The 22,574-nt window shown below is 68.9% G+C and carries 23 protein-coding genes; 20 read left to right on the top strand and 3 right to left on the bottom strand.

All coding sequences use genetic code 11. The annotated features are described in order from the left end of the window. The first annotated feature begins 47 nt into the window (after positions 1-47). From GV007_RS10850 to dprA, 9 genes are all read left to right on the top strand, one after another. A complete protein-coding gene (locus tag GV007_RS10850) occupies positions 48-611 on the top strand; it encodes a hypothetical protein (protein ID WP_160072503.1) in 564 nt (187 codons plus the stop codon). A 169-nt stretch (positions 612-780) separates the two neighbouring features. Continuing rightward, the gene (gene rplS / locus GV007_RS10845; RefSeq protein ID WP_068484112.1) at positions 781-1,131 is read left to right on the top strand and encodes a 50S ribosomal protein L19; all 351 of its coding nucleotides are present in this window, start codon (positions 781-783) and stop codon (positions 1,129-1,131) included. Between the two features lie 101 nt (positions 1,132-1,232). Continuing rightward, positions 1,233-2,111, top strand: coding sequence for a signal peptidase I (gene lepB / locus GV007_RS10840; RefSeq protein ID WP_236558467.1), 879 nt, complete (start codon positions 1,233-1,235; stop codon positions 2,109-2,111). Next, on the top strand, positions 2,108-2,761 hold the full coding sequence (locus GV007_RS10835; protein WP_160072501.1) for a ribonuclease HII: 654 nt from the start codon (positions 2,108-2,110) through the stop codon (positions 2,759-2,761). Before lepB ends, GV007_RS10835 begins: the two co-directional genes overlap by 4 nt. A gap of 12 nt (positions 2,762-2,773) precedes the next feature. Next, positions 2,774-3,097, top strand: coding sequence for a DUF2469 family protein (locus tag GV007_RS10830; protein WP_068484088.1), 324 nt, complete (start codon positions 2,774-2,776; stop codon positions 3,095-3,097). Between the two features lie 73 nt (positions 3,098-3,170). After that, positions 3,171-5,258, top strand: coding sequence for a RecQ family ATP-dependent DNA helicase (locus GV007_RS10825; protein WP_160074216.1), 2,088 nt, complete (start codon positions 3,171-3,173; stop codon positions 5,256-5,258). A 182-nt stretch (positions 5,259-5,440) separates the two neighbouring features. Beyond that, positions 5,441-5,800, top strand: coding sequence for a YraN family protein (locus GV007_RS10820; RefSeq protein WP_104240678.1), 360 nt, complete (start codon positions 5,441-5,443; stop codon positions 5,798-5,800). Further along, positions 5,797-7,428, top strand: a complete 1,632-nt coding sequence (locus GV007_RS10815) for a YifB family Mg chelatase-like AAA ATPase (RefSeq protein WP_160072499.1) — start codon at positions 5,797-5,799, stop codon at positions 7,426-7,428. The genes GV007_RS10820 and GV007_RS10815 overlap by 4 nt, the downstream gene beginning before the upstream one ends. Positions 7,429-7,434: 6 nt before the next feature. Beyond that, positions 7,435-8,778: a DNA-processing protein DprA gene (gene dprA, locus GV007_RS10810; RefSeq protein ID WP_160072497.1), complete on the top strand. Its 1,344-nt coding sequence runs from the start codon at positions 7,435-7,437 to the stop codon at positions 8,776-8,778. Positions 8,779-8,817: 39 nt separating this feature from the next. On the opposite strand, the gene GV007_RS10805 is transcribed toward dprA, so the two are convergent. Beyond that, the gene (locus tag GV007_RS10805) at positions 8,818-9,288 is read right to left on the bottom strand and encodes a MarR family winged helix-turn-helix transcriptional regulator (protein WP_104240681.1); all 471 of its coding nucleotides are present in this window, start codon (positions 9,286-9,288) and stop codon (positions 8,818-8,820) included. A 65-nt stretch (positions 9,289-9,353) separates the two neighbouring features. Between GV007_RS10805 and GV007_RS10800 the strand changes: the two genes are divergently transcribed. Continuing rightward, entirely contained in the window at positions 9,354-11,495 is a 2,142-nt protein-coding gene (locus GV007_RS10800; RefSeq protein ID WP_160072495.1) for an MMPL family transporter, read from the top strand. A 55-nt stretch (positions 11,496-11,550) separates the two neighbouring features. Next, a complete protein-coding gene (locus GV007_RS10795) occupies positions 11,551-12,456 on the top strand; it encodes a tyrosine recombinase XerC (RefSeq protein WP_236558466.1) in 906 nt (301 codons plus the stop codon). 171 nt (positions 12,457-12,627) lie between these two features. Here GV007_RS10795 and GV007_RS10790 read toward each other — a convergent pair whose 3' ends face one another. Beyond that, positions 12,628-14,181 (bottom strand): hypothetical protein, encoded by a 1,554-nt coding sequence (locus tag GV007_RS10790; RefSeq protein ID WP_160072491.1) that lies wholly within the window; start codon positions 14,179-14,181, stop codon positions 12,628-12,630. Positions 14,182-14,222: 41 nt separating this feature from the next. Beyond that, positions 14,223-14,765, bottom strand: a complete 543-nt coding sequence (locus tag GV007_RS10785) for a murein hydrolase activator EnvC family protein (RefSeq protein WP_160072489.1) — start codon at positions 14,763-14,765, stop codon at positions 14,223-14,225. A 304-nt stretch (positions 14,766-15,069) separates the two neighbouring features. Here GV007_RS10785 and rpsB point away from each other — a divergent pair, with 304 nt between their 5' ends. From rpsB to GV007_RS10740, 9 genes are all read left to right on the top strand, one after another. Next, positions 15,070-15,975 (top strand): 30S ribosomal protein S2, encoded by a 906-nt coding sequence (rpsB, locus tag GV007_RS10780; protein WP_104298832.1) that lies wholly within the window; start codon positions 15,070-15,072, stop codon positions 15,973-15,975. A gap of 27 nt (positions 15,976-16,002) precedes the next feature. Beyond that, a complete protein-coding gene (gene tsf, locus GV007_RS10775; RefSeq protein WP_160072487.1) occupies positions 16,003-16,833 on the top strand; it encodes a translation elongation factor Ts in 831 nt (276 codons plus the stop codon). A 150-nt stretch (positions 16,834-16,983) separates the two neighbouring features. Further along, entirely contained in the window at positions 16,984-17,709 is a 726-nt protein-coding gene (gene pyrH / locus GV007_RS10770; protein ID WP_104240688.1) for a UMP kinase, read from the top strand. Positions 17,710-17,833: 124 nt separating this feature from the next. Then, a complete protein-coding gene (frr, locus tag GV007_RS10765; protein WP_104240689.1) occupies positions 17,834-18,388 on the top strand; it encodes a ribosome recycling factor in 555 nt (184 codons plus the stop codon). Positions 18,389-18,394: 6 nt separating this feature from the next. After that, on the top strand, positions 18,395-19,579 hold the full coding sequence (locus GV007_RS10760) for a phosphatidate cytidylyltransferase (protein ID WP_236558465.1): 1,185 nt from the start codon (positions 18,395-18,397) through the stop codon (positions 19,577-19,579). A gap of 56 nt (positions 19,580-19,635) precedes the next feature. After that, the gene (locus GV007_RS10755; RefSeq protein WP_374953083.1) at positions 19,636-20,196 is read left to right on the top strand and encodes a DivIVA domain-containing protein; all 561 of its coding nucleotides are present in this window, start codon (positions 19,636-19,638) and stop codon (positions 20,194-20,196) included. A 94-nt stretch (positions 20,197-20,290) separates the two neighbouring features. Then, a complete protein-coding gene (locus GV007_RS19395; protein ID WP_160072485.1) occupies positions 20,291-20,899 on the top strand; it encodes a lytic transglycosylase domain-containing protein in 609 nt (202 codons plus the stop codon). An 82-nt stretch (positions 20,900-20,981) separates the two neighbouring features. Next, complete coding sequence (locus GV007_RS10745; RefSeq protein ID WP_160072483.1) at positions 20,982-21,632, top strand: transglycosylase family protein; 651 nt, start codon at positions 20,982-20,984, stop codon at positions 21,630-21,632. A gap of 109 nt (positions 21,633-21,741) precedes the next feature. Then, the gene (locus GV007_RS10740; RefSeq protein WP_160072481.1) at positions 21,742-22,509 is read left to right on the top strand and encodes a transglycosylase SLT domain-containing protein; all 768 of its coding nucleotides are present in this window, start codon (positions 21,742-21,744) and stop codon (positions 22,507-22,509) included. Positions 22,510-22,574: the final 65 nt, after the last annotated feature.

Here is a 22,574-nt window from a genome sequence, read left to right as displayed (position 1 = left end):
GAGCGAACGATCTGCCTTCGCTCGGGAACCTCCCGTAGCGTTGGCACATGGGCATCGGCCGACTCATCTACCGCGCACTCCTCCCCGCGGCGCTCTTCCTCGCCGCCTGGCAGTTCGTGGGGTGGCTCATCCTCGGCGCCCCGGTCGGGCGATTGTTCGTCTTCGGATTCGCGGGTCTCGCGGCCGTCGCCGGGCTCCTCATCCTCTCCGCGAACTTCTGGCTCAGGCCCGACATCCGCGAGTCCAAGGCCCTGCAGCTGCGCGATGTCCCCCTCATCGTCGTGCCCTGGCTGCTCTGGGCGGTCGGGGCCGTGGTTCCCGACGCTCCCGGGCTGTGGGTGCTCGCCGCCGCGTTCCTGTCCATGGTCGTCGCGGGCTCCATCGCGCGCAGACGGCTGACGGCTGTCGTCCAGGAGCGACTGGCGGCCGCGCAGACCGCCGGTCCGCAGGCGAATCCGTTCGGCCTGTTCGGCGCCATGCCTGGCATGCCGACCCCGGGAATGCCAGGGACGTCGGGGCGGGGAGGGCCGCCCGCAGGAGGTGGGGGAGCATCCGGACCCGATGCCGGAAAGGTCATCACCCTCGACCCCGACCCGGAAGAGCGCAGCTGAGCGTGCATTCCGCTCGGCGCTCGCATTGCGGGCGTCTGTCGGGCGTGGTTTACTAGATCCTTGTGCCGCGGCTCGACTCTGCCACAGGGGAAGAGAGCACTTCGCGATGCACGCCAACCTCTTCACTGACCTTCGCAGCCGACCTGTGGCGACTGCAGAGAGCGAAATCATGACCAACGTTATCGACGTCATCGACGCAGCATCGCTGCGCAGCGATGTCCCAGACTTCCGCCCCGGCGACACCGTCAAGGTGCACGTGAACATCGTCGAAGGCACGCGCTCGCGCGTCCAGGTCTTCCAGGGTGTTGTCATCGCTCGTCAGGGCGCTGGCGTCCGCGAGACCTTCACGGTCCGCAAGGTCAGCTTCCAGGTGGGTGTGGAGCGCACGTTCCCCGTGCACACCCCGGTCATCGAGAAGATCGAGATCGTCTCCCGCGGCGCCGTGCGTCGCGCGAAGCTGTACTACCTCCGTGGTCGTCGTGGCAAGGCTGCGAAGATCCGCGAGAAGCGCGACAACTAAGCTTCAGCAGTAGGCGAATGGCTCCCCATAGCGGGAGCCATTCGTGTCGATCCGGACGAAACATCACAACCGCCGCGGCGGACCGAGCTTGAGGGGGCGCCATGGTCGACGCGAGTGCGCGCGATCGCCGCGCTCCGTCTCACGGACGAGCGCCGCACGAGGGCAGGCACCGCCTCGGCCGCACCGATCGTCCCGCGGGACTGGGCGGGTCCGAGATCGCCGACGCGCCCATCCACGCGACGGGGCTCATCGCCGCTGATGAGCCCGCGCCGGAGCGCACCGGCCGTCTCGGCAAGGCGATGCTCTCGTTCGCGCGCGACCTCGTCATCGTCGCGGTCCTCGCGATCGTCATGTCGATGCTCATCAAGACCTTCCTGCTGCGGCCCTTCTACATTCCCTCCGCGTCGATGAACGACACGCTCGTCGTCGAGGACCGCGTGCTCGTCAACCTCCTCGTCCCGGACATGATCGGCATCGAGCGCGGCGACATCGTCGTGTTCGAGGATCCGGGCGGATGGCTCCCGGTCGTCGCGCCGACGGAGAAGTCCCCGTCGCAGGCCGCGGTCGACGGCGCCCTCGAGTTCGTGGGCCTCAAGCCGGAAGAGACGAGCAACCACCTCATCAAGCGGGTCATCGGGCTGCCTGGCGATACGGTCTCGTGCTGCAACGAGTACGGCCAGGTGCTCATCAACGGCCTGCCGGTCGGTGAGCCCTACCTGCTGCTCCAGGACGGGCAGGCGGCTTCCGGGCTGCCGTTCGATGTGACCGTCCCGGAGGGGCACCTCTGGGTCATGGGCGACAACCGCTACAACTCGGAGGACTCCCGGTACCACCAGGACGAGCCGGGAGGCGGCTTCGTGCCCGTCGACGACGTCGTCGGCAAGGCGTTCCTGCTGAACTGGCCGCTCGATCGCTTCACCTTCCTCGGCAACTACCCCGAGGTCTTCGACCGCGTCCCTGAGCGGACGGACCAGGAGTGACACCACCCGTTGACCCGACGCTCGACGTCGAGCGAGAGCTGCTGCTCACCGCCCCCGTCGTCATCGGCGTCGACGAGGTCGGGCGCGGAGCCATCGCCGGGCCTGTCGCTGTGGGAGCCTGCGCAATCGATGCCAGCAGAATCGAGCTCGGGCCCCCGGCAGGCGTCCGCGACTCCAAGCTGCTGAGCGCGAAGCGCCGGCTCGAAGCACGCGCGGGCATCGAGGCATGGGCGATGAGCGTCGGCGTCGGGTACGCGAGCGCCATCGAGATCGACGAGCGCGGCATCACTGCCTGCCTCGGGGCCGCCGCCAAGCGGGCGCTCGCCGAACTCCACGCGAGCGGGGTCCCGGTCGCGGACGCCGTCGTGCTGCTCGACGGCTCGCACGACTGGCTCTCGCCGTGTCTCTCGACGCCGCTCCGTGTCGTGGTGCGCCCGAAGGCCGACAGGGACTGCACCTCGGTCGCAGCAGCGTCCGTGATCGCGAAGCTCGAACGAGATGCCCTCATGGTCTCGGCCGGCGAGGCGCATCCCGAATACCTCTGGGAATCGAACAAGGGATACGGCAGCGCGGCCCACCTCGCGGCGATCGCCGCGGCGGGCCCGAGCGAGCTCCACCGGCACACCTGGCTTCGCGCCGCGACCCCGTAGACTGGGCGGATCATGGACGACGAGAATTTCGACGATTACGAGCGCGAGCAGGAGCTTTCCCTGTTTCGCGAGTACCGCGACGTCGCGGGGCAGTTCAAATACGTGATCGAGACCGAGCGCCGCTTCTACCTTGCGAACAGCGTGGACCTGGTGCGGCGCGACACCGAGCACGATTTCTACTTCGAGCTCACGATGAAAGACGTGTGGGTGTGGGACATCTACCGTTCCGACCGCTTCGTCAAGCAGGTTCGCGTGCTGACGTTCAAGGACGTCAACGTCGAGGAAACGGGCTCGAAGGAGTTCGAGCTTCCCAAGGAGCTCGCGCTCGACGAATAGCGGGTTTGCCGCGACGCGCCGACTGGACGCTGTTGTCGGTGGTCCATGGGAGCCTCGTGGAGTGACAGAGACGATGATTCCCGAGGCCACCGCATCCGCAGCCACTCAGATCCTGAGGGCGCTTGTCGGCAGAGACGACGCGGTCTTCCACGACGGACAGCTCGAGGCGATCTCGGCGATCGTCGACGAGCGGCGACGAGTCCTCGTCGTGCAGCGCACAGGCTGGGGCAAGTCGGCCGTGTACTTCATCTCGAGCCTCATGCTGCGTGCCCGCGGCGCCGGGCCGACGATCCTCATCTCGCCGCTGCTCGCCCTCATGCGCGACCAGGTCGAGGCGGCGAGTCGCGCGGGCGTGCGAGCGGTGTCCATGTCGTCGGCGAACGCGCACGAGTGGGCGAGCATCCGAGAGCAGCTCGCCGCCGACGAGATCGACGTCCTGCTCGTCTCACCCGAGCGCCTCAACAACCCGGAGTTCCGAGACACGCAGCTGCCGGAGCTCCTCAACCGCACGGGTCTTGTCGTGGTCGACGAGGCGCACTGCATCTCCGACTGGGGTCACGACTTCCGGCCCGACTACCGTCGCATCGCGTCTCTCATCTCCGGGCTCGGCACCGACATCCCCGTCCTCGCGACGACGGCGACCGCGAACGAGCGGGTCGTCCACGACATCGAGGAGCAGCTCGGCCGCAGCGGCATCCTCACGATCCGCGGCCCGCTCGCGCGAGCCAGCCTCCGACTCGGCGTGCTCCGACTCGGCAATGCTCGTGAGCGGCTGGCGTGGCTCCTGCAGCATCTCGAAGAGCTGCCGGGATCCGGCATCATCTACACCCTCACGGTCGCGGGGGCCGAAGACACGTCTGCGGCCCTCCGGGAAGCCGGAATCCACGCGCCCGCGTACACGGGCAAGACCGACCCTGACGAGCGCGAGCGCCTCGAGGGCGCACTCAAGCGCAATGAGGTCAAGGCCCTGGTCGCCACAAGCGCCCTCGGCATGGGGTTCGACAAGCCCGACCTCGGGTTCGTCGTGCACCTCGGGGCTCCGTCGTCGCCGGTCGCGTACTACCAGCAGGTCGGCCGAGCCGGTCGTTCGAGCGCGTCGGCCGACGTGCTGCTGCTGCCGGGCGAGGAGGACCGCGCGATCTGGGAGTACTTCGCGACGGTCTCGATGCCGGACGAGGAGCGCGCGCAGGCTGTCCTCGGGGCACTTGGCGGCTCACCGCGGTCGACGGTCGCGCTCGAGTCGGCGGTCGACCTCCGACGCTCTCGCCTCGAGCTGCTGCTCAAGGTGCTCGACGTCGACGGCGCTGTGCGGCGCGAGCAGGGCGGCTGGGTCTCGACCGGCCAGCCGTGGAGCTACGACGGCGAGCGGTACGCCCGTATCGCCTCGGCCCGCTCGGCGGAGGCGCAGTCGATGATCGACTACGAGCGCACCGACGGCTGTCGCATGGAGTTCCTGCAACGTCAGCTCGACGACTCGACTGCCGCGCCGTGCGGGCGCTGCGACAACTGCGCGGGCATCTGGTTCGACTCGACGACGGATGCGGCGGTGCAGGCGAGAGCGGGGGCCGCGCTCGATCGTGTCGGCGCCGACATCGCGCCGAGGCGCCAATGGCCGAGCGGCATGGCGAGCCTCGGTGTCGAGCTGAAGGGGCGCATCCCCAAGGAGGAGCAGGCGTCAGAGGGCCGGGTGCTCGCGCGCCTCAGCGACCTCGGCTGGGGAGGTCCGCTGCGTGAGCTCTTCGACTCGGCCGGGCCGGAGACGACCGTGACGGGGCCGTTGCTGCAGGCGTGCATCCGCATCCTGTCCGAGTGGAAGTGGGCGGCGCGGCCGCAGGGAGTCGTATTCGTTCCCTCGCGCTCGAGGCCCCGCCTGAGCGCTTCGCTTGCCGAGGGCATCGCCAGTGCGGGGCGTCTGCCGCTCCTGGGGTCGCTTGATCTCGTTCGCGGCGGGCCGGCGGGCCAGCCGGGTGGCAACAGTGCGTTCCGGCTCTCCAGCGTCGAGGGACGTTTCTCGGCGGGGTCGCTCGATATCCCGGCGGGGCCCGTGCTCCTCATCGACGACTTCGTCGACAGCGGTTGGACCATGACGGTCTGCTCGCGTGAGCTCCGTCGTGCGGGCGCGAGCGCCGTGCTGCCGTTGGCCCTCGCGCAGCGCGGCTGACGCGCAGCCAGGCCGGCGGGCACCCGCGTTCCGGACCGCGTTCCGGACCGCGGTGCGTCCGGCGTCGGTCGGCGACTCTGCTGACGCTCGTCCTGTGGACACCCGGCGCTCCACAGCTGCTGGCCTCGACGTGGGCGAGCGGTGCGTGGCGGTCCAGACTCCCGGCAAGGGAGGTGGTGCGGATGCGTGCCAAGGATCAGCTGGGGCGGCTCGGGGAGAATCTCGCGACCGCGTATCTCGAGGAGCGCGGCCACGATGTGCTGGAGCGGAACTGGCGGTGCCGCGAGGGGGAGATCGATGTCGTCTCGCGTCGGGGCGGGTTCATCGTGTTCACGGAGGTGAAGGCGCGGCGGTCGACGGCGGCGGGGCATCCGCTCGAGGCGATCACGCCGACGAAGCTGGCCCGTATGCGGCGGCTGGCGGGGCTCTGGATGCTCGCGCACCCGGACGAGCGCGGTGCGATGCGGCTCGACGTGATCGCGGTGATCGCCCCGAGCGATCGCACACCGACCGTGCAGCACGTCGTGGGGGTGGGCGCGTGACGCAGGGCACGGTCGGCCACTCCGTGGCGATCGCGCTCGAGGGGCTCGGCGGGGAGCTCGTCGAGGTGGAGACGCAGATCAGCCCGGGCCTTCCGTTCTTCAAGCTCGTCGGGCTGCCGGACACCTCGCTGGGGGAGGCACGCGAGCGCGTCAGGGCGGCGCTGCAGAGCTCGGGATGCCCGCTGCCGGCGAGCCGCGTCGTCACGAACATGTATCCCGCCTCGTTGCGCAAGCACGGGGCCGGCTTCGACCTCGCGATCGCGGTGTCGTTCCTCGCCGCTGCCGGGATCATCTCGGCCGAGTCGCCGACGCGCGCCGTGCACATCGGCGAGCTCTCGCTCACCGGGCAGGTGCGCGCCGTCGTCGGTGTCCTGCCGGCCGTGGCCGCCGCGCGAGCCGCGGGCTTCGATACCGTCGTCGTGCCAGCGGACTCGAAGGCGGAGGCGGAGCTCGTGGAGGACATCCGAGTCGTCGCCGTCACCTCGCTGCGGGCCGTGGCACTGCACTACGGGGCTGATGCGGATGAGCTCACCGAGGAGCTGGAGTATCCCTCGAGCTCGGCAGGGCGGTCCGTCGCGGTGCGGGAGCGCGAGCGCAGCGAGGACCCGACCGGGGCGCTCAGCGCGGGGTCGGCGCTCGATCTGTCCGACGTGGTCGGCAGCGACGCCGCTGTCCGGACCCTCATCATCGCGGCAGCCGGCGGCCACCACCTGCTCATGCTGGGGCCGCCGGGCGCGGGCAAGACCATGCTCGCGGAACGACTGCCCGGCATCCTCCCCGACCTCGAGCCCGAGGCCGCCGTGACCCTCGCCGCGGTGCGCTCGCTCAGAGGAATGCCGCTCGCCGCGCGCCTCGACCGCAGGCCGCCATTCGAAGCGCCCCACCACACCGCGTCGGCCGTCGCGCTGCTGGGCGGTGGAAGTGGCCTGATCAGGCCAGGTGCCATCTCGCTCGCGACGGGCGGGGTGCTCTTCCTCGACGAGGCGCCCGAGTTCGCGCGCCACACGCTGGACTCGATGCGCCAGCCGCTCGAGAACGGCGTCATCGAGATCCATCGTGCCCAGGGCCGGGCCGCGTACCCCGCCGAGATGCAGCTCGTGCTCGCCGCGAATCCCTGCCCCTGCGGCAACCACGGCGACCCCGACGCGGAGTGCCGCTGTGATGCCTCCGCTCCGCGACGCTATCTCGCTCGCCTCTCCGGTCCGCTGCTCGACCGAATCGACCTCCAGCTGCGGGTCGAACGCGTCTCGGCCGCTCGGGCCCGACTCGTGGACCACGAGGCGCAGCTGGGCCACACCGGGCAGGAGGCCGCGCACCCGAGCATCAGCACAGCCACGGCGCGCGGGCTGGTCGAGGAAGCTCGCGGACGCGCCAGGAGGCGACTCGAGTCGACGCCGTGGACGATCAATGCCCGGATCGTCTCGCGGTGGCTGCGCGCCCCAGAGCACCGCCCGAGGCGCGACGCCTATGCACCGCTCGCAATCGCCCTCGAACGCGGTCAGGTCACGATGCGCGGACATGATCGTGTCCTCCGGGTCGCCTGGACCATCGCCGACCTCGACGGAGCATCGCGCCCCGAAGTGCACCACGTGCACGAAGCCCTGTCCTATCGAATCAGGCTGGGGTAGGTGGAGATGTCAGCACAGGAACCACAGGGCGGCGCGCACGATCGCGGTCCCGACCACGTCCGTCGAGCAGACGGCCAGGCACGCGAGTCGTGGCCCGACGCGGTTGCATTGCGAGACGCGCTGGCCGGAGTCAGCGGCGGGCAGGTCGACGATCTCGGCGACGCAGCTGTGCAGACGCGCATCGCGCAGCTTGCCTGGTCCTGCACGGTCGAGCCCGGTGATGCCACAGCCGGGCTGCTCATCGGGGCGCTCGGCCCCGTCGAGGCCCTGGAAGCGGTCGGCTCTGGGGCTCTGCTCCGGAGGGCCAGGGCGCGTGGCTCGGGTGCGGGCATTCCGTTCGACGAACTCGCGACGGCAGTCGAACGGTGGCGCCACCGGCTCGACCTCGAGCGCACCGTGGCCATCCTGCGCAGTTCGGCGCGGCTCGGAGTGCACGCCGTTCTCCCCGGAGACCGCGAATGGCCGACGCAGCTCGGCGACCTCGGCCCGCATGCGCCATGCGCGCTCTGGGTTCGCGGCTCACTCGACACGCTCCGCCAGCTCACGCCGTCCGTCGCGCTCGTGGGTGCCCGGGCCTCCACCAGCTACGGCGAGGAGGTCACGGTGCGCCTCGCGAGCGGACTCGCCAACCGCGGCTTCGGACTCGTCTCCGGAGGCGCGTATGGCATCGACGCCGTCGCGCACCGGGTGGCCCTCGCGGAGGGGGCGCCAACGGTGGCGGTGCTCGCCGGCGGTCCTGATCGGCTCTACCCGCAGGGCAACCGCTCCCTCCTGGAGCGGATCATCGCGCACGGCGCACTCGTCAGCGAGCTCCCGATCGGGCAAGCGCCCACGCGATGGAGGTTCCTGCAGCGCAACCGCATCATCAGCGCCCTCGCCTCGGCGACCGTCGTCGTCGAGGCAGGGCGCAGGTCCGGAGCCGCGAACACCGCTGCCCACGCGCTGACGCTCGGTCGGCCACTGGGCGCCGTGCCCGGCCCAGTCACGAGTGCGGCTTCTGTCGGCTGCCACCGGCTGCTGCGCGAGTCCGATGCATCGCTCATCACCTCGGTCGACGACATCGTCGAGCTCCTCGGCGATCACCGGGGAAGCGAGCTCGAACTGCCGGACGGAGCCGCGTGGCCAGGCGAGCGCGGCCGCGAGCGAGCTGATGGTGATCGACCCTCATCCAACGCGGTGCGAGCGAGGGACGCACTCCGAGTCGGGCGGCCCCAGCGCAGCGCTGAGATCGCATCGGCGGCGGGACTCACGGTCGCAGAGACGGCGGCGGGTCTGGCGGAGCTCGAACTCAACGGCCTCGCCCAAGAGGGCGCCGCAGGGTGGACCAGGACCACCCGGGCAAAGCGCTGACGAAAGGGGATGGGGTGCGGGCGGTGCGCGTCGACCGGGTCAGCTCGGAGGCTGAAGGTGCTCCCGGTAGCTCGCGACGACCCCCTCCAGGTAGCGCACGATGACGGCACGTTCGGCCTCGTCGAAGTCCTGGGCGACCGAGTCGATGTCCATGATCATCGGCGCCAGCAGGCCGCGGGCCTTCGCCGTTGAATCCTCTTCTGGGAAGACGAGCACACCGCGGCGATCGCTCGGGTTCGGCTCGCGACGCACGTGCCCCGCCTTCACGAGTCGATCCACCACGACCGTCACTGCCGCCGTCGTTATGCCGAGCCGGCGTGCGATATCGGATGGGGTGAGGTGACCCGAGGAGATCAGGTGCTGCATCGCCACGAGGTCGGTGTGATTGACCTCGAGCTCCTTCGCCACGACGACCTCGTACTCGTCGGAGATCGTGAGGATCTCGCGCAGCAGCGCCGTCGACTCATGGACGCGCGGAAACGCGCGACCCCGTTCATCCCCGGATTGCATGGAACACATCCTAGCGCTAGGTTAGCTAAGCAAATTGATTACTAGTGGATTTAGGCGGTTCGTTCATGCGTGGCATCATCCGATTCATCACCGGCAAGGCGAGCGGTGCGATCGTCATCGCCGTCTTCGTCGCCTTGAGCGGCCTCGCGTTCTTCTGGGGCTCGGGTGAGGGCGGCGACGTCGCGCCAGCCGGAGATCTTCCCGCATCCGCTGAGTCCGCGAAGGTCGAGGAAGCGCTCGCCACGTTCGAGACCGAGGACAGCAGTGCCGCGCTCTTCGTGTTCCACCGCGACGGCGAAGCGCTCACTCCCGACGATCTGGCGGCCGTCTCCGCGGCCAGCTCGGGCATCGCCGACGCCGCGGGCGTCGACGCGCTGCCGCCGGCCTTCCCAGCCGAAGACGGCGAGGCCATGATCCTCACGGTGCCGCTCGAGGCGACCACCAATGTCGAGGCGCAGTCCGCGCGCGCCGAAGCCATGCGGGCCGCCGCGGCCGACGGGCTGCCGGACGGGCTCATCCCGGTCATGACGGGCCCAGAGGGCTTCGCGGTCGATATCGCCGCAGTCTTCGAGGGCGCCAACTTCACGCTGCTCACGGTCACCGTGCTCGTCGTCGCCTTCCTCCTCATCGTCACCTACCGCAGCCCCGTCCTCTGGCTCATCCCGCTCTCCGTCGTGGGGCTCGCCGACGGCGTCGCCGGTATCGTCGCCACCCGCATCGTCGGCGCGTTCGGGCTGACGATGGATGCGTCGATCAAGGGCATCCTCTCCGTGCTGGTCTTCGGCGCGGGCACGAACTACGCGCTGCTCCTCATCGCCAGGTATCGAGACGAACTCCGGGTCTCGGCCGACAGGCGGGAGGCCATGGCAACGGCCCTGCGCGGCGCGGGCCCCGCCATCATCGCGAGTGGTGGGACGGTGGCGCTGAGCCTCGCGACGCTGCTCTTCGCCTCGCTCGGCGGCAACGTCGTCCTCGGCCTCGCCTGCGCGATCGGCGTCGTCATCGCCATGGTGTTCGCGCTCGTGCTCCTGCCGGCCACCCTCGTGCTCTTCCCTCGCGGTATCTTCTGGCCGGTCGTGCCACGCGTCGGCGACGATCAGCACGGCAAGGGCTTCTGGTTCAAGCTCGGAACCGGCGTCTCGAAGCGCCCGGCCATCGTCGCGGGCGCCGGCATCGTCGTGCTCATAGCGCTTGCCGCCATCGCACCCAGCATCAAGGTGGGGCTCGCTCAGACGGAGCGGTTCACGTCCACGCCGGAGGCGGTTGTCGGGCAGGAGCTGCTCAACGACCATTTCCCCGACCTGGCAGGCGCACCGGCGGTCGTCGTCGCGAATTCCGGTGCGGCACAGGCGGTGGCCGATCGTGCCGCCGAGATCGAGGGTGTCGCCTCCGCGTCGGTGGGTGACTCCAACGGCGAGATCACGCGCATCGATGTCGGGCTCTCCTCCCCGGCGGAGACGGAGGAGGCACTCGCCACCGTCGAGCGCCTGCGTGCGGAGCTGTCCCAGGTCAACGGCGCCGACGCGATCGTCGGCGGCTTGGATGCTCAGGCCCTCGACGAGCAGGCGGCTCAGGACCGGGACCAGCTGCTGCTGTTCCCCCTCATCCTCGCGGTCGTGTTCGTCGTGCTCCTGCTCCTCCTGCGGTCGCTGGTCGCCCCGATCCTGCTGCTCCTCACCGTCGTCGGCTCGTTCTTCGCGTCGGTGGGTGCGAGCTGGCTGCTGTTCGAGAACGTGTTCGGCTTCCCGGCTCTGGACACCTCGGTGCTGCTGTTCAGCTTCCTCTTCCTCGTCGCCCTCGGCGTCGACTACAACATCTTCCTCGTCACAAGGGCGCGCGAGGAGGCGGTGAAGCATGGAACGAAGGACGGAATGATCCGCTCGCTCTCGGCGACGGGCGGCGTGATCACGAGCGCGGGGATCCTGCTCGCCGCCGTGTTCGCGGCGCTCGGCGTCCTGCCGCTCATCACGCTCACGCAGATCGGCATCATCGTGTGCGTCGGCGTGCTCCTCGACACCCTCCTGGTTCGAACGGTCATCGTGCCGGCGCTCGCCTTCCTCACCGGTGACCGCTTCTGGTGGCCGAGCAAGGGCATCCCGGGGAACTCGAGGCCAGCGCATGCCGAGTCGGCTCATCCTGGCCAGGTGGGCGGGGGCTCGCACCACGCGAAGCCTGCGCATTCGAAGCCGGCCCACGCCAAGTCGTAGGCTGCCAGGTCGCGTCGCAGCCGTGGCGCCTGGGTCGCGACCTACGATGGTCGGCATGCAGGAGCTCTCGGTCGCGGTCGATGCCTACCTGCGCTCGCTGCGCTCCGAGCGTGGGCTGTCGCCGCGGACCGCGCAGGCGTATGCGGGCGATCTCGGCATCCTGCTCGACTACTGCGAGCGTGCGGGGATCGACGGGCCGGGTGTGCTCAGCTTGGAGGTCTTCAGGGATCTGCTGTGGCAGCAGACGCAGGCGGGCAAGGCCGCGTCGAGCATCGCCCGCATGGCGGCGTCGTTTCGCGGGTTCACGTCGTGGCTCGAGGAGACCGGCCGCGGCTCGGATTCGGCGCGGCGCCTGAAGAGCCCGAAGGCGGGGTCGACGTTGCCACGGGTGGTGTCGGCTGACGGGATGCGGGGGATCCTGGACGCGCTCGCCGAGCGAGCGTCCTCGGGTGACCCGGTGGAGCAGCGTGATGTCGCGATTATCGAGTTGCTGTACGCGTCGGGTATTCGTGTCTCGGAGTGCTGCTCGCTCGATGTCGGGTCCGTCGATCTGGGGCGGCGCGTGGTGAGGGTCGTCGGCAAGGGCGACAAGGAGCGGGTGGTGCCGTTCGGGGCGCACGCCGCGAAGGCGATCGAGCGCTGGCTCGAGGTCGGCAGGCGGGTCCTCGAGCAGCCGCGTTCTGGGCAGGCGCTGTTCCTCGGTGCTCGCGGCGGGCGGTTGGATGCGCGCACCGTGTATGCGCTCTCCCGTGAGGTGCTGGGGGCTGCACCCGGCGGTGGCCCCTCGGGGCCGCACACGTTCCGCCATACTGCGGCGACGCACCTGCTGGATGGGGGAGCGGACCTTCGCGCCGTCCAGGAGATCCTGGGCCACTCCGACCTGGGGACGACGCAGATCTACACCCACGTCTCCGCGGAGCGCCTGAAGGCGTCATACCTTCAGGCGCATCCCCGCGCCTGAAGCCGGGGTCGATCTGGCTGGACCCCGGACGCTGGATGCCGGTCGCCGGTCGCTGGTCGATGCACGCCAGCACGCCAGCACGCCAGCGGGCAGGCACGCCTCGACGGCCGGGGCTGGCCGTCGAGGCGTGCCTGCGTCCTCGCGGATCTGGCTCCGCTGGGTCGAGGCGGGTCAGGCCTGGCGTCGGCGGCTCAGCAGCCCCCAGGCGAGTGCTCCGATGCCGATGACAAGCGCTCCGGCGCCCAGAAGCAGGGGCCAGCCGATACCTGCGGCGCCGGTCTGGGCAAGGGCGTCTGGCGAGCTCGACGGCAATGGTTCTGCGGCTGCCGAACTGGCGGCCGGCGGTGACGCGGGCGCCGTGCTCGGCGCTGGAGTGCCCGCCTTCGCGCTGGGCACCGGCGTCGTGGACGCCGGCGGCGACGCGGTGGCACCCTGCGTTGCCGTGGGAGTCGTGCTCGGCCTGGGGATCTCCGGAGGGTTCGAGCCCTGCGGTGGGTTTGAATTCTCTGGAGGCGCCGTCACCGGAGGGGCCGTGGGCGGCGCGGCGCTGACGGGCGGGCTCGTCGGGGCAGAGCTCGCAGGGATCGGAGGAGCGCTCGGGGTCACGCTCGGTGCCGGTGTGGCCGTGGCTGTGGCTGTCGGTGTGGCCGTTGGTGTGGGCGGAGTCGTTGGTGTGTGCGTTGCCGTTGCCGTGGGTGTCGGCTTGGGTGTTGAGGTCGGCGTGGCCGTGGGTGTCGGTGTCGGCGTGGGTTTTGGGGTCGGCGTCGCGACGGGCACGCGAGGAACTCGGTCCTGGCCGACAGCCGTGAACTCCCCAGGCAGGGTGCCGCTGCTCCCGCCGAGCAGCTGAGCGCCTGGCGTGTGCAGGACGAGGATCTTCGCGGCCCAGGGCTGAGACGGGGAGGTGACGCTCGCGGTGCCGCTCACCGTGACAGGTCCGCGGTCGAAGGCCGCGGGGGCGACGACGATCGGAGCCGATTCTCCGCCTCGAAGCGTCGAGGTCTCGGCGCTGGTGGCGACGAAGGTCGCGCCGCTCAGCACCACTGTTCCCGTGGCTCCGGGTACCTCCGTTGCCAGGGTGACGGTGCCCGTTCTCGAATCTGCCCCGTCGGTCGTGAACGCAAGGCTCCCCTTGAGGTCGACCGGCGCACTGGCGCCGACCTTTGCCGCATCCGCGCGAATGGCCGCGAGGGTGCTGCCGACGTCCGCCCGCTTCTCCTCGGGCACACGTCCGAGGTAGTGCTCGTCTCCGCTCACCGCGTGGCCCGAGTAGCTTCCGGGGGCCGCCAGCGACCAGACGAACATGGCGACGGCGCTGGTCACCGTCGGGTCTGCGGACTGCCCGTGGGTCGAGATGGCCCAGTTCACGCGGGCTGTGTCGTCGTCGCTCATCTTGAACTGCTCGCCATCGACGATGCTTCCCTTCGTCGTCTGATCGAGCGGGCGGGGCAGCCACGGCTGCAGGCAGTAGACGCTGCGTCCCTCGAAGCTGTAGGCCCCGATACGTCCCTGTCCGCCGTTCTGGGCGTCGTCGAAGCCGGGGCCGTAGCCGGCGGCGCTCGCCGTCTGCGCTCCGGAGAACAGCAGGAACGACGCGGTCATGGCGAGCATGAAGAGGCCAGCCGCGGCGCGAGGATGCCGAGTGACCCAGCGTGATGGGGAGTGCGCGGTGTGATGGGCAGCCTCGGCGTGCGAGGGCGGTCGCTGCTGGTGGAGAGGAGACATGTGGTGCCTTTCTGATGTGAGTCGTGGCGAGCGTCGGCTGTTCATCGGTAGAGGGGAAGCAGGACAGCCGCAGGAGGTCGCAGCACCTCGAACAGCGGGGCGGGGTCGAGGTAGGCGCCGTCCCGTCGAACTCCGAGGTGCAGGGCCCCTTCGGGCGTATGGCGATGTGATGTGCTCAGCTCACCGATGCGCTGGCCGGAGGACACGACGTCTCCGGGTCGCAGCTGTGTGACGACCGGCTCATAGCTGGCGAGCAGGCCGTCGGCATGCTGGATCGACAGCACCGGTCGGTCGACGACGAAGCCAGCGAACGTGACGGTTCCCGAGGCAGGGGAGCGGACGTCATCGCCTGGTGCCGCGGAGATGTCGATGCCACGGTGGCCCGCCCCGTACCGGGCGGCGAGATCGAATCCGCGAGCGACGTTCGGAGGCGCTTCGACGGGCCAGCTCCACATCCTCGGAGTCGCGGATGCGTGCGGAGCGCCGCCCAGGCCCGCGCTGACCATGAGCAGGAGGAGGGTGAGCGTCGCGAGACCGCGCCGGGGGTGGTCGGCGGACGCTGGGGAGTCTGGGGCGCGGTGCATGCTGTCATCGTGGTGCTCGCTGCGCGGGCCCCGCGGCAGGCGACCACGAGGTGTGGAGGACGCCTGTCCACAGGGTCGGCTGCAACTGAGTCCGTGCACCGGTTCCCTGCGCCACCGCTCGTGTGTAGACTGACGCCAGCAGCCCGCCATGCGGGCTGACTTCGCGTGCCCATCGAGGCGTGCATCCATCGGTCTCCAGCACTTCGGTGCGAGAGCGGATGCGCGCTGGGCACCAGGCTGTGCGGCCGCCGGTCGCAGAGAACAACCGCGCGCAGGAATGCGCATTCGAATAGGGAGAACGACCATGGCTGTCGTCACCATCCGCCAGCTGCTTGACAGCGGCGTGCACTTCGGGCACCAGACCCGTCGCTGGAACCCGAAGATGAAGCGATTCATCTTCACCGAGCGGTCCGGCATCTACATCATCGACCTCCAGCAGTCGCTGGGCTACATCGATGCTGCTTTCGACTTCGTCAAGGAGACCGTCGCACACGGCGGAACCATCCTCTTCGTCGGCACCAAGAAGCAGGCTCAGGAGTCCATCTCCGAGCAGGCGACGCGCGTGGGCCAGCCCTACGTGAACCAGCGCTGGCTCGGTGGCCTCCTCACGAACTTCGGCACCGTCCAGAAGCGCCTCAACCGTCTCAAGGAGCTCGACCTCGTCGACTTCGACGACACGACGCGCGGCTTCACGAAGAAGGAACTCCTCATCCAGCGTCGCGAGCGTGACAAGCTCGAGAAGTCGCTCGGTGGTATCCGCAACCTCTCGAAGACGCCTTCGGCGCTCTGGGTTGTCGACACCAAGAAGGAGCACCTCGCGATCGACGAGGCCAAGAAGCTTGGCATCCCGGTCATCGCGATCCTCGACACGAACTGCGACCCGGACGACGTCAACTACCCGATCCCGGGCAACGACGACGCCATCCGCTCCGTTGCGCTGCTGACGCGCATCATCGCCGACGCAGCAGCTGAGGGCCTGATCCAGCGCCACCAGAAGCCGACCGAAGGCCAGGCCGAGGTCGAGCCGCTGGCTGAGTGGGAGAACGACCTGCTGCAGGGCGACGCTCCTGCTGCTGAGGCCGTCGTCGAAGCTCCTGCTGAGACCGAGGCTCCTGCCGAGGCCGAGGCTGTCGAGGCAGCTGAGCCTGCCGAGGCCGCCGAGCCTGCTGAAGCAGCCGAGGCTGTCGAAGCCGTCGAAGAGTCCAAGTAACTTCAAGCACTAGGGAGAACCCCACACATGGCTAACTTCACCCTCGCTGATGTCAAGGAGCTGCGCGAGCAGCTCGGTACTGGCATGGTCGACACGAAGAAGGCGCTCGAAGAGGCCGACGGCGACAAGGAAAAGGCCGTCGAGATCCTCCGCCTCAAGGGTGCGAAGGGCAACGCGAAGCGCGCTGACCGCTCCACCAGCGAAGGCCTCGTCGCCGCGAAGGACAACGGAAACGGCACCGCGACGCTCATCGAGCTCGCAACCGAGACCGACTTCGTTGCCAAGGGCGACAAGTTCATCGCCCTCTCCGAGAAGGTGCTCGATGCTGTGGCCGCCGCTGGCGCGTCGAACGTCGACGAGGCGCTTGCCGCCCCCGTCGACGGCACGACCGTCAAGGAGACCATCGATGGCGTCGCCGCGATCCTGGGCGAGAAGATGGAACTCCGCAAGGTGAGCCTCCTCAAGGGCGCCAACTTCGAGATCTACCTGCACCGCACCTCGCAGGACCTGCCACCGCAGGTCGGCGTCGTCGTGGCGTACGAGGGCGACGACGCGGCTACGGCTCGCGGCATCGCTCAGCACATCGCGATGTTCGACCCCCAGTACCTCACCCGTGAGGACGTTCCTGTCGAGGCAATCGACAAGGAGCGGGTCATCGTCGAGGAGATCTCTCGGAGCGAGGGCAAGCCAGAGGCAGCCCTTCCGAAGATCATCGAGGGACGCCTGACCGGCTTCTTCAAGCAGATCGTGCTCCTCGAGCAGGACTACGCTCGCGACAACAAGCAGACCGTGAAGAAGATCGCTGACGCCGCAGGCGTCAACGTCGTCGACTTCGGTCGCATCCGCGTCGGCGCCTAACGCCAGACGCACACGAATTCGGGGCCGGATGCGCAAGCATCCGGCCCCGTTTCGTGTTCCCGGAGTCTGCTCGAGGAGCCCCGCTGAGACTCGTGCGCGCTCCGCACAAGGTAGGCTCGTGGACGATCAGCGATCCCACAAGGAGCACAAATGTCACCACAGGCCCCGCGCAGACGCGTTCTCCTCAAACTCTCTGGCGAAGCGTTCGGTGCAGGCAAGATGGGTGTCGATCCCGAGGTGCTCACGAGCATCTCCAAGGAGATCGCCGCTGCTGCACGCGACGTGGAAGTCGCCATCGTCGTCGGCGGAGGGAACTTCTTCCGCGGCGCCCAGCTCGCGAACGCCGGCATGGACCGCGCGCGAGCCGACTACATGGGCATGCTCGGCACCGTCATGAACGCCCTCGCACTGCAGGACTTCATCGAGCAGGCGGGCACCCCCGCTCGTGTGCAGTCCGCCATCGAGATGCGCCAGGTCGCCGAGCCGTACATTCCGCTCCGCTCCAAGCGCCACATGGAGAAGGGCCGCGTCGTCATCTTCGGCGCAGGCGCCGGCCTCCCGTACTTCTCGACCGACACGGTCGCCGCACAGCGCGCGCTCGAAGTCGGGGCAGATGTGGTGCTCGTCGCGAAGAACGGCGTCGATGGCGTCTACACCGCCGACCCGCGCCAGGACCCCAGCGCCGAGCTGCTGCACTCGGTCACCTACCAGGACGCGCTCCAGCGTGGTCTCAAGGTCGTCGACTCGACCGCCTTCAGCCTCTGCATGGACAACGGCATGGACATGCGCGTCTTCGGCATGAGTCCAGAGGGCAACATCGCCCGCGCCATCCTCGGCGAGGACATCGGGACGCTCGTCACGTCGAGCCTCGACTAGTCGAGGGCTCCGACCGCAAGCGCCACCCCGCGACAATTTCGTCAGCGCGCCGCGCCTTCGAGCGTGGCGTGCGCATCCGACCATCTCGGTAGGATGATGCAGAACGCCCTGGAAAGGACACCCCGTGATCAACGACGTGCTCACCGAGACCAAAGACAAGATGGCGAAGGCCGTCGACCACGCGAAGGAAGACTTCTCGACAGTGCGAACGGGGCGGGCGAACCCCCAGCTCTTCACGAAGATCCCCGTTGACTACTACGGCACCGCGACGCCGCTCGAGCAGCTCGCGTCGATCGCCGTGCCCGAGGCTCGCGTTCTCGTGATCACGCCATACGACAAGTCGGCGCTCAAGGAGATCGAGAAGGCCATCGTGTCGCGGCCGAACCTCGGTGTCACGCCGAGCAACGACGGCAACCTCATTCGCGTGGTCATGCCGGAGCTCACGGCCGACCGCCGCAAGGAGTACGTCAAGCTCGTGCAGACGAAGGCGGAGGAGGCGCGCGTCGCCGTCCGCAACATCCGTCGCAAGGCGAAGACCGACCTCGAAGCGCTGAAGGACGAAGTGGGCGAGGACGATATCGCTCGCGGCGAGAAGGAACTCGAGACCTTCACGAAGGCGCACATCGATCGCATCGACGAGGCCTCCAAGCACAAGGAAGCCGAGCTTCTCGAGGTCTAGTCGCTCGTGTCCACGACTGGGAGTGACGGGGCAGACCCCGGCGAGCGCCTGGACCGCGAGGTCCGGGAAACAGAGGCGGAGTCCGAAGCGCGCGAGACGCCGAGCGCTTTCGGTCCCGCCGCCAGCGAGGGCGACGCCGCGTCAGCGGCCGAAGCCTCCGCGGCTGCCGACGATCTCCCGGTCATGGGCGATGGCGCTCCGGCGCCGCCCCTGACCCCGCTCCGCTCATCATCGCGCCTGAGTGACACCGGGACGAACATCCTCCACGATCTGGAATCGCGCGCACAGCAGGCACGGACCCAGGTGAGGGAGCAGCGCGACAAGCTGCGGGCACGCAACGACGCGATCAACGCTCGAAGCGGGCGGAACCTTGCCTTCGCGATCTTCTTCGGCGTCGTGCTCGGGGCGCTGCTCATCTCGAGCCTCATCTTCATCAAGCAGCTCTTCATCCCGTTCGCGGTCGCGATGGTCATCTTCGCGACGATCGAGCTCGCGAGCGCCATGCGCGGGGCCGGGCGCGACGTGCCGCGCATCCCGCTTGTCGTCGCAGCCGTCGCCATCCAACCTGTCGCCTACTACTTCGACGTCGTCGGGCAGTGGCTCGCGCTGCTCATCGGCGTCTTCGTCGTCACGGTGTGGCGACTCGTGGAAGCCTCGGTAGCCAGCGATCGGCCACCGCGGAAAGCCGTCTGGGCTGACTTCCTGGCCGCCGCGCTCATCCTCATCTACGTCTCGTACCTCGGCTCGTTCACGGTGCTCCTCACCTCGCAGGAGGACGGCCAGTGGTGGGTGCTCGGCTTCCTCATCATCGTCGTGGCCGTGGACGTGGGCGCGTACGTCTTCGGCCTCAACTTCGGCAAGCACAAGCTCGCGCCGAAGATCAGCCCAGGCAAGACCTGGGAGGGGTTCGCAGGAGCCGGCCTCACCTCGATCGTCGTAGGCATCCTCGTCAGCATCTTCCTCCTCGATCAGGCCTGGTGGTTCGGCCTGATCATGGGGCCACTGCTGCTCATCACCGCCACGGCCGGTGACCTGACCGAGTCGATGATCAAGCGCGACCTCAAGATCAAGGACATGAGCTCCTGGCTGCCCGGGCACGGCGGGTTCTTCGATCGCATCGACTCGATCCTCCCGTCGGGAGCTATGGCGTTCGCGCTGTACTTCTGGAGCGCAGACTCGACGCTCTGGTGACGCCCCATCGGGGAGGCGTGCGACATGTTCGCCCGTGATGCGGCAGAATGGTCCGCGTGAGCAGCACTTCATTCCCTCTGGCATCTCGTGGCACCCTCGGCTACGACGCCGAAGAGGTCGACCGTGCATTCCGCGTCGCCCGGCAGCGCTACGACAACTTCGACAACGGCACGCAGGGCAAGCGCCTCTCGACGAGCAGCATCCGCCACACGGCGTTCACGATGCGCAAGGGCGGGTACTCCGCCCCGCACGTCGACGCGGCACTCGAGCGTCTCGAGGACGCCGTCGCCATCCGCGAACGCGACGAGCACATCGACCGGGTCGGCCGTGATGTCTTCCTGCGCGAGACGAAGACGACGGCTCGGGCGGTCCTCGCTCGGCTCCGTCGCGAAGACGGTGAGCGCTTCGATCGCGTCTCCGTCCTGCAGCGTGGATACGACGTCAAGGAGGTCGACGAGTTCTCCAGCAGGCTCGCTGACTTCCTGCGCGGTGGAACCGCCATGTCGCTCCGCGAGGTCCGCGGGGTCGCGTTCACGCCGAAGCGCCACGGCTACAAGGAGACGCAGGTCGACCTGCTCATCGACGCCGTCATCGACGTCATGCTCGCCATTCGTTAGGTACACCTGCCACCTCAGCTGAGCCTGAGCGTTGTCAAATCGTGACCTCCCCGTTACGATTGCGTGGTCCCCTAGGCCCATCGGTTGGAGCTCCATGCCGGAAACCACTGCAACTCGCGGAGAGCGTGCACGCCAGCGTCGCAAGACTCGCGCCAAGCGCCGCGCCGCGATCTTCGGCTCATCGGCGCTCGGCGTCGTCGCAGCGGGGGCCATCGCAGTGACCACCCTCACGGGTGCCGGGGCCACAGCCTCGGCCGACGCATCGCTGAGCCCCAGCATTCAGGAGCTGTCGCAGGAGCAGGCCCAGGCCTACGCGGTCCTCGCCGTCTCGGGGGAGAGCTCGCAAGGGACCACCATCGACGACCGGGGCTCGAGCGTCAGCATCGACGTCGTGCCGACCGACCCCGCCTCGCTCAAGAAGATCACCGAGGAGATGGTCAAGACCCAGTACGGCTGGGGTGCTGACCAGATGTCCTGCCTCGACAAGCTGTGGATGAAGGAATCCGGCTGGAACTACCTGGCCGAGAACGCCGAATCCGGCGCGTACGGCATCCCGCAGTCGTGGCCTGCTGAGAAGCTCGCCACGATGGGCGCCGACTGGAAGACGAACCCGCTGACGCAGATCAAGTGGGGGATCGACTACATCGACCGAGCGTGGGGCACCCCGTGCGCCGCCTGGAACCAGCACAACGGCTCCTATTGACCTCGGACAAGCTGCCCGGCACGACCGCAGCGTCACCTTCGGCTGAGCACCTCGCCACCGCGAACCACCTGGGAGTACCCGCATGACCACCACCGCCATCCGCACCGGCTCGACGCGGGCCTCACGGCCCGCAGGCCTCCGCCGACGTGCGGGAGCTCGCGTGATCGTTCCGACCCTGGCAGGGATCGCGATCGCTGCTCTCGCGGTCACTGCGACCGTCCAGCTGGGGGTCCAGGGCGATGGTGAGAGCGAAGTCGTCTCCGTCGCATCCGTCGACGAGCTGACCGCCGCTGGGGCGCAGGGCTACGCCGTGAGCCTCGTCTCCGCAGTGGATGCGGCACCGGCGGACACGAGCCGCACGAGTGACATCGCCAGCATCGTCGTGGTCACGCCGACCCCGACCCCGACTCCCGAGCCGGAGCCCGAGCCGGAGCCCGCACCCTCGAACTCGAGCAAGAACTCCTCATCCGGCGGATCCTCCTACGAAGAGGTCGACGTCTCCTCCGACCCGAGCATCGACGCCACGCTGGCGCGCATCGCGCAGTGCGAGTCGACGAACAATCCGAAGGCCATCAATCCTGCCGGCTACTACGGTCTGTACCAGTTCTCGATTCCGACCTGGCAGTCCGTCGGTGGGACGGGCCTCCCATCCGACGCATCGCGTGAAGAGCAGACGATGCGCGCAAAGATGCTGCAGGCGAAGGCCGGCTGGGGGCAGTGGAGCTGCTACTGATCGGGGGAGCGGCGACGGGATGCGGCGGGCGGCTGGTGCCGTTTTCGTTGCCATTCCGTGACCATTCCGTTATCCTCGGTGAGTCCCTAGTTCCAACCCCGGGAGATCAATGACCACGTTGCAGCGCACAGGCTCGACGCGAGCAGCGCGTCCGACAGCCGCACGACGCTCACGGGCGAAGATCATCGTCCCCATCGCCGCGAGCACCGCTGTCGGCGCCCTTGCGCTCACGGCCATCCTGCAGGCGGGTGTCGCCGGCGGCGCCTCCCCAGCTCTTGCGATCGCGCCGAGCGTTGCGGACCTGACCGCCGCCGGGGCCCAGGGATACGAGGTCAGCCTCGTCTCCGCCGTTGATGCGAGCGATGACGCAGTGGTCGAGGACGAGGGCGCCGCCGCCCCGACTGCGACTCCGCGAGACAACGATCTGGCCGGCATCGTCGTGACGACCCCGACCCCGACGCCGACCCCCACTCCGACGCCGACCGAGGAAGAGTCCAGCTCTTCCTCGTCCTCGTCCTCGTCCTCGTCTTCTTCTTCGTCGTCGAACAGCAGCCCCGATTACGTTGCGCCCGACCCGGGCACCTCGAAGGCGGTTGCCGCCGACGTCGTTGCGTCCATGGGCTGGGGTACTGGCGAGTTCGCCTGCCTCGAGAAGCTCTGGCAGCGCGAGTCCGGCTGGAACGCGGCGGCCGAGAACCCCTCGTCCGGGGCCTACGGCATCCCCCAGTCGCTTCCCGGCAGCAAGATGGCCACGCACGGCTCCGACTGGCGCACCAACCCCGAGACGCAGATCCGCTGGGGCATCGACTACATCAAGGGCCGCTACGGCACCCCGTGCGGCGCGTGGGCGCACTCGGAAGCCAACAACTGGTACTGATGCACGTCTCGAGCCCGCTGGGCTCAGCCACACGACGCCGCGTGACCTCAGGGTCACGCGGCGTT

Source organism: Pseudoclavibacter sp. 8L (assembly GCF_902506465.1).
In the GTDB taxonomy this organism is placed as follows: domain Bacteria; phylum Actinomycetota; class Actinomycetes; order Actinomycetales; family Microbacteriaceae; genus Pseudoclavibacter.
Note: the sequence above shows the minus strand (reverse complement) of the source record. Positions and strands in the feature narration are given on the sequence as shown.

Excerpts from the sequence above, each read along its gene's own strand:
- rpsB (WP_104298832.1), top strand. The coding sequence starts at position 15,070 with ATGGCTGTCGTCACCATCCGCCAGCTGCTTGACAGCGGCGTGCACTTC.
- GV007_RS10745 (WP_160072483.1), top strand. The coding sequence starts at position 20,982 with ATGACCACCACCGCCATCCGCACCGGCTCGACGCGGGCCTCACGGCCC.
- GV007_RS10785 (WP_160072489.1), bottom strand. The coding sequence starts at position 14,765 with ATGCACCGCGCCCCAGACTCCCCAGCGTCCGCCGACCACCCCCGGCGC.
- rplS (WP_068484112.1), top strand. The coding sequence starts at position 781 with ATGACCAACGTTATCGACGTCATCGACGCAGCATCGCTGCGCAGCGAT.
- GV007_RS10820 (WP_104240678.1), top strand. The coding sequence starts at position 5,441 with ATGCGTGCCAAGGATCAGCTGGGGCGGCTCGGGGAGAATCTCGCGACC.
- GV007_RS10790 (WP_160072491.1), bottom strand. The coding sequence starts at position 14,181 with ATGTCTCCTCTCCACCAGCAGCGACCGCCCTCGCACGCCGAGGCTGCC.
- pyrH (WP_104240688.1), top strand. The coding sequence starts at position 16,984 with ATGTCACCACAGGCCCCGCGCAGACGCGTTCTCCTCAAACTCTCTGGC.
- lepB (WP_236558467.1), top strand. The coding sequence starts at position 1,233 with ATGGTCGACGCGAGTGCGCGCGATCGCCGCGCTCCGTCTCACGGACGA.
- GV007_RS10805 (WP_104240681.1), bottom strand. The coding sequence starts at position 9,288 with ATGCAATCCGGGGATGAACGGGGTCGCGCGTTTCCGCGCGTCCATGAG.
- GV007_RS10830 (WP_068484088.1), top strand. The coding sequence starts at position 2,774 with ATGGACGACGAGAATTTCGACGATTACGAGCGCGAGCAGGAGCTTTCC.
- GV007_RS10800 (WP_160072495.1), top strand. The coding sequence starts at position 9,354 with ATGCGTGGCATCATCCGATTCATCACCGGCAAGGCGAGCGGTGCGATC.
- GV007_RS19395 (WP_160072485.1), top strand. The coding sequence starts at position 20,291 with ATGCCGGAAACCACTGCAACTCGCGGAGAGCGTGCACGCCAGCGTCGC.
- GV007_RS10795 (WP_236558466.1), top strand. The coding sequence starts at position 11,551 with ATGCAGGAGCTCTCGGTCGCGGTCGATGCCTACCTGCGCTCGCTGCGC.
- GV007_RS10850 (WP_160072503.1), top strand. The coding sequence starts at position 48 with ATGGGCATCGGCCGACTCATCTACCGCGCACTCCTCCCCGCGGCGCTC.
- dprA (WP_160072497.1), top strand. The coding sequence starts at position 7,435 with ATGTCAGCACAGGAACCACAGGGCGGCGCGCACGATCGCGGTCCCGAC.
- GV007_RS10740 (WP_160072481.1), top strand. The coding sequence starts at position 21,742 with ATGACCACGTTGCAGCGCACAGGCTCGACGCGAGCAGCGCGTCCGACA.
- GV007_RS10825 (WP_160074216.1), top strand. The coding sequence starts at position 3,171 with ATGATTCCCGAGGCCACCGCATCCGCAGCCACTCAGATCCTGAGGGCG.
- tsf (WP_160072487.1), top strand. The coding sequence starts at position 16,003 with ATGGCTAACTTCACCCTCGCTGATGTCAAGGAGCTGCGCGAGCAGCTC.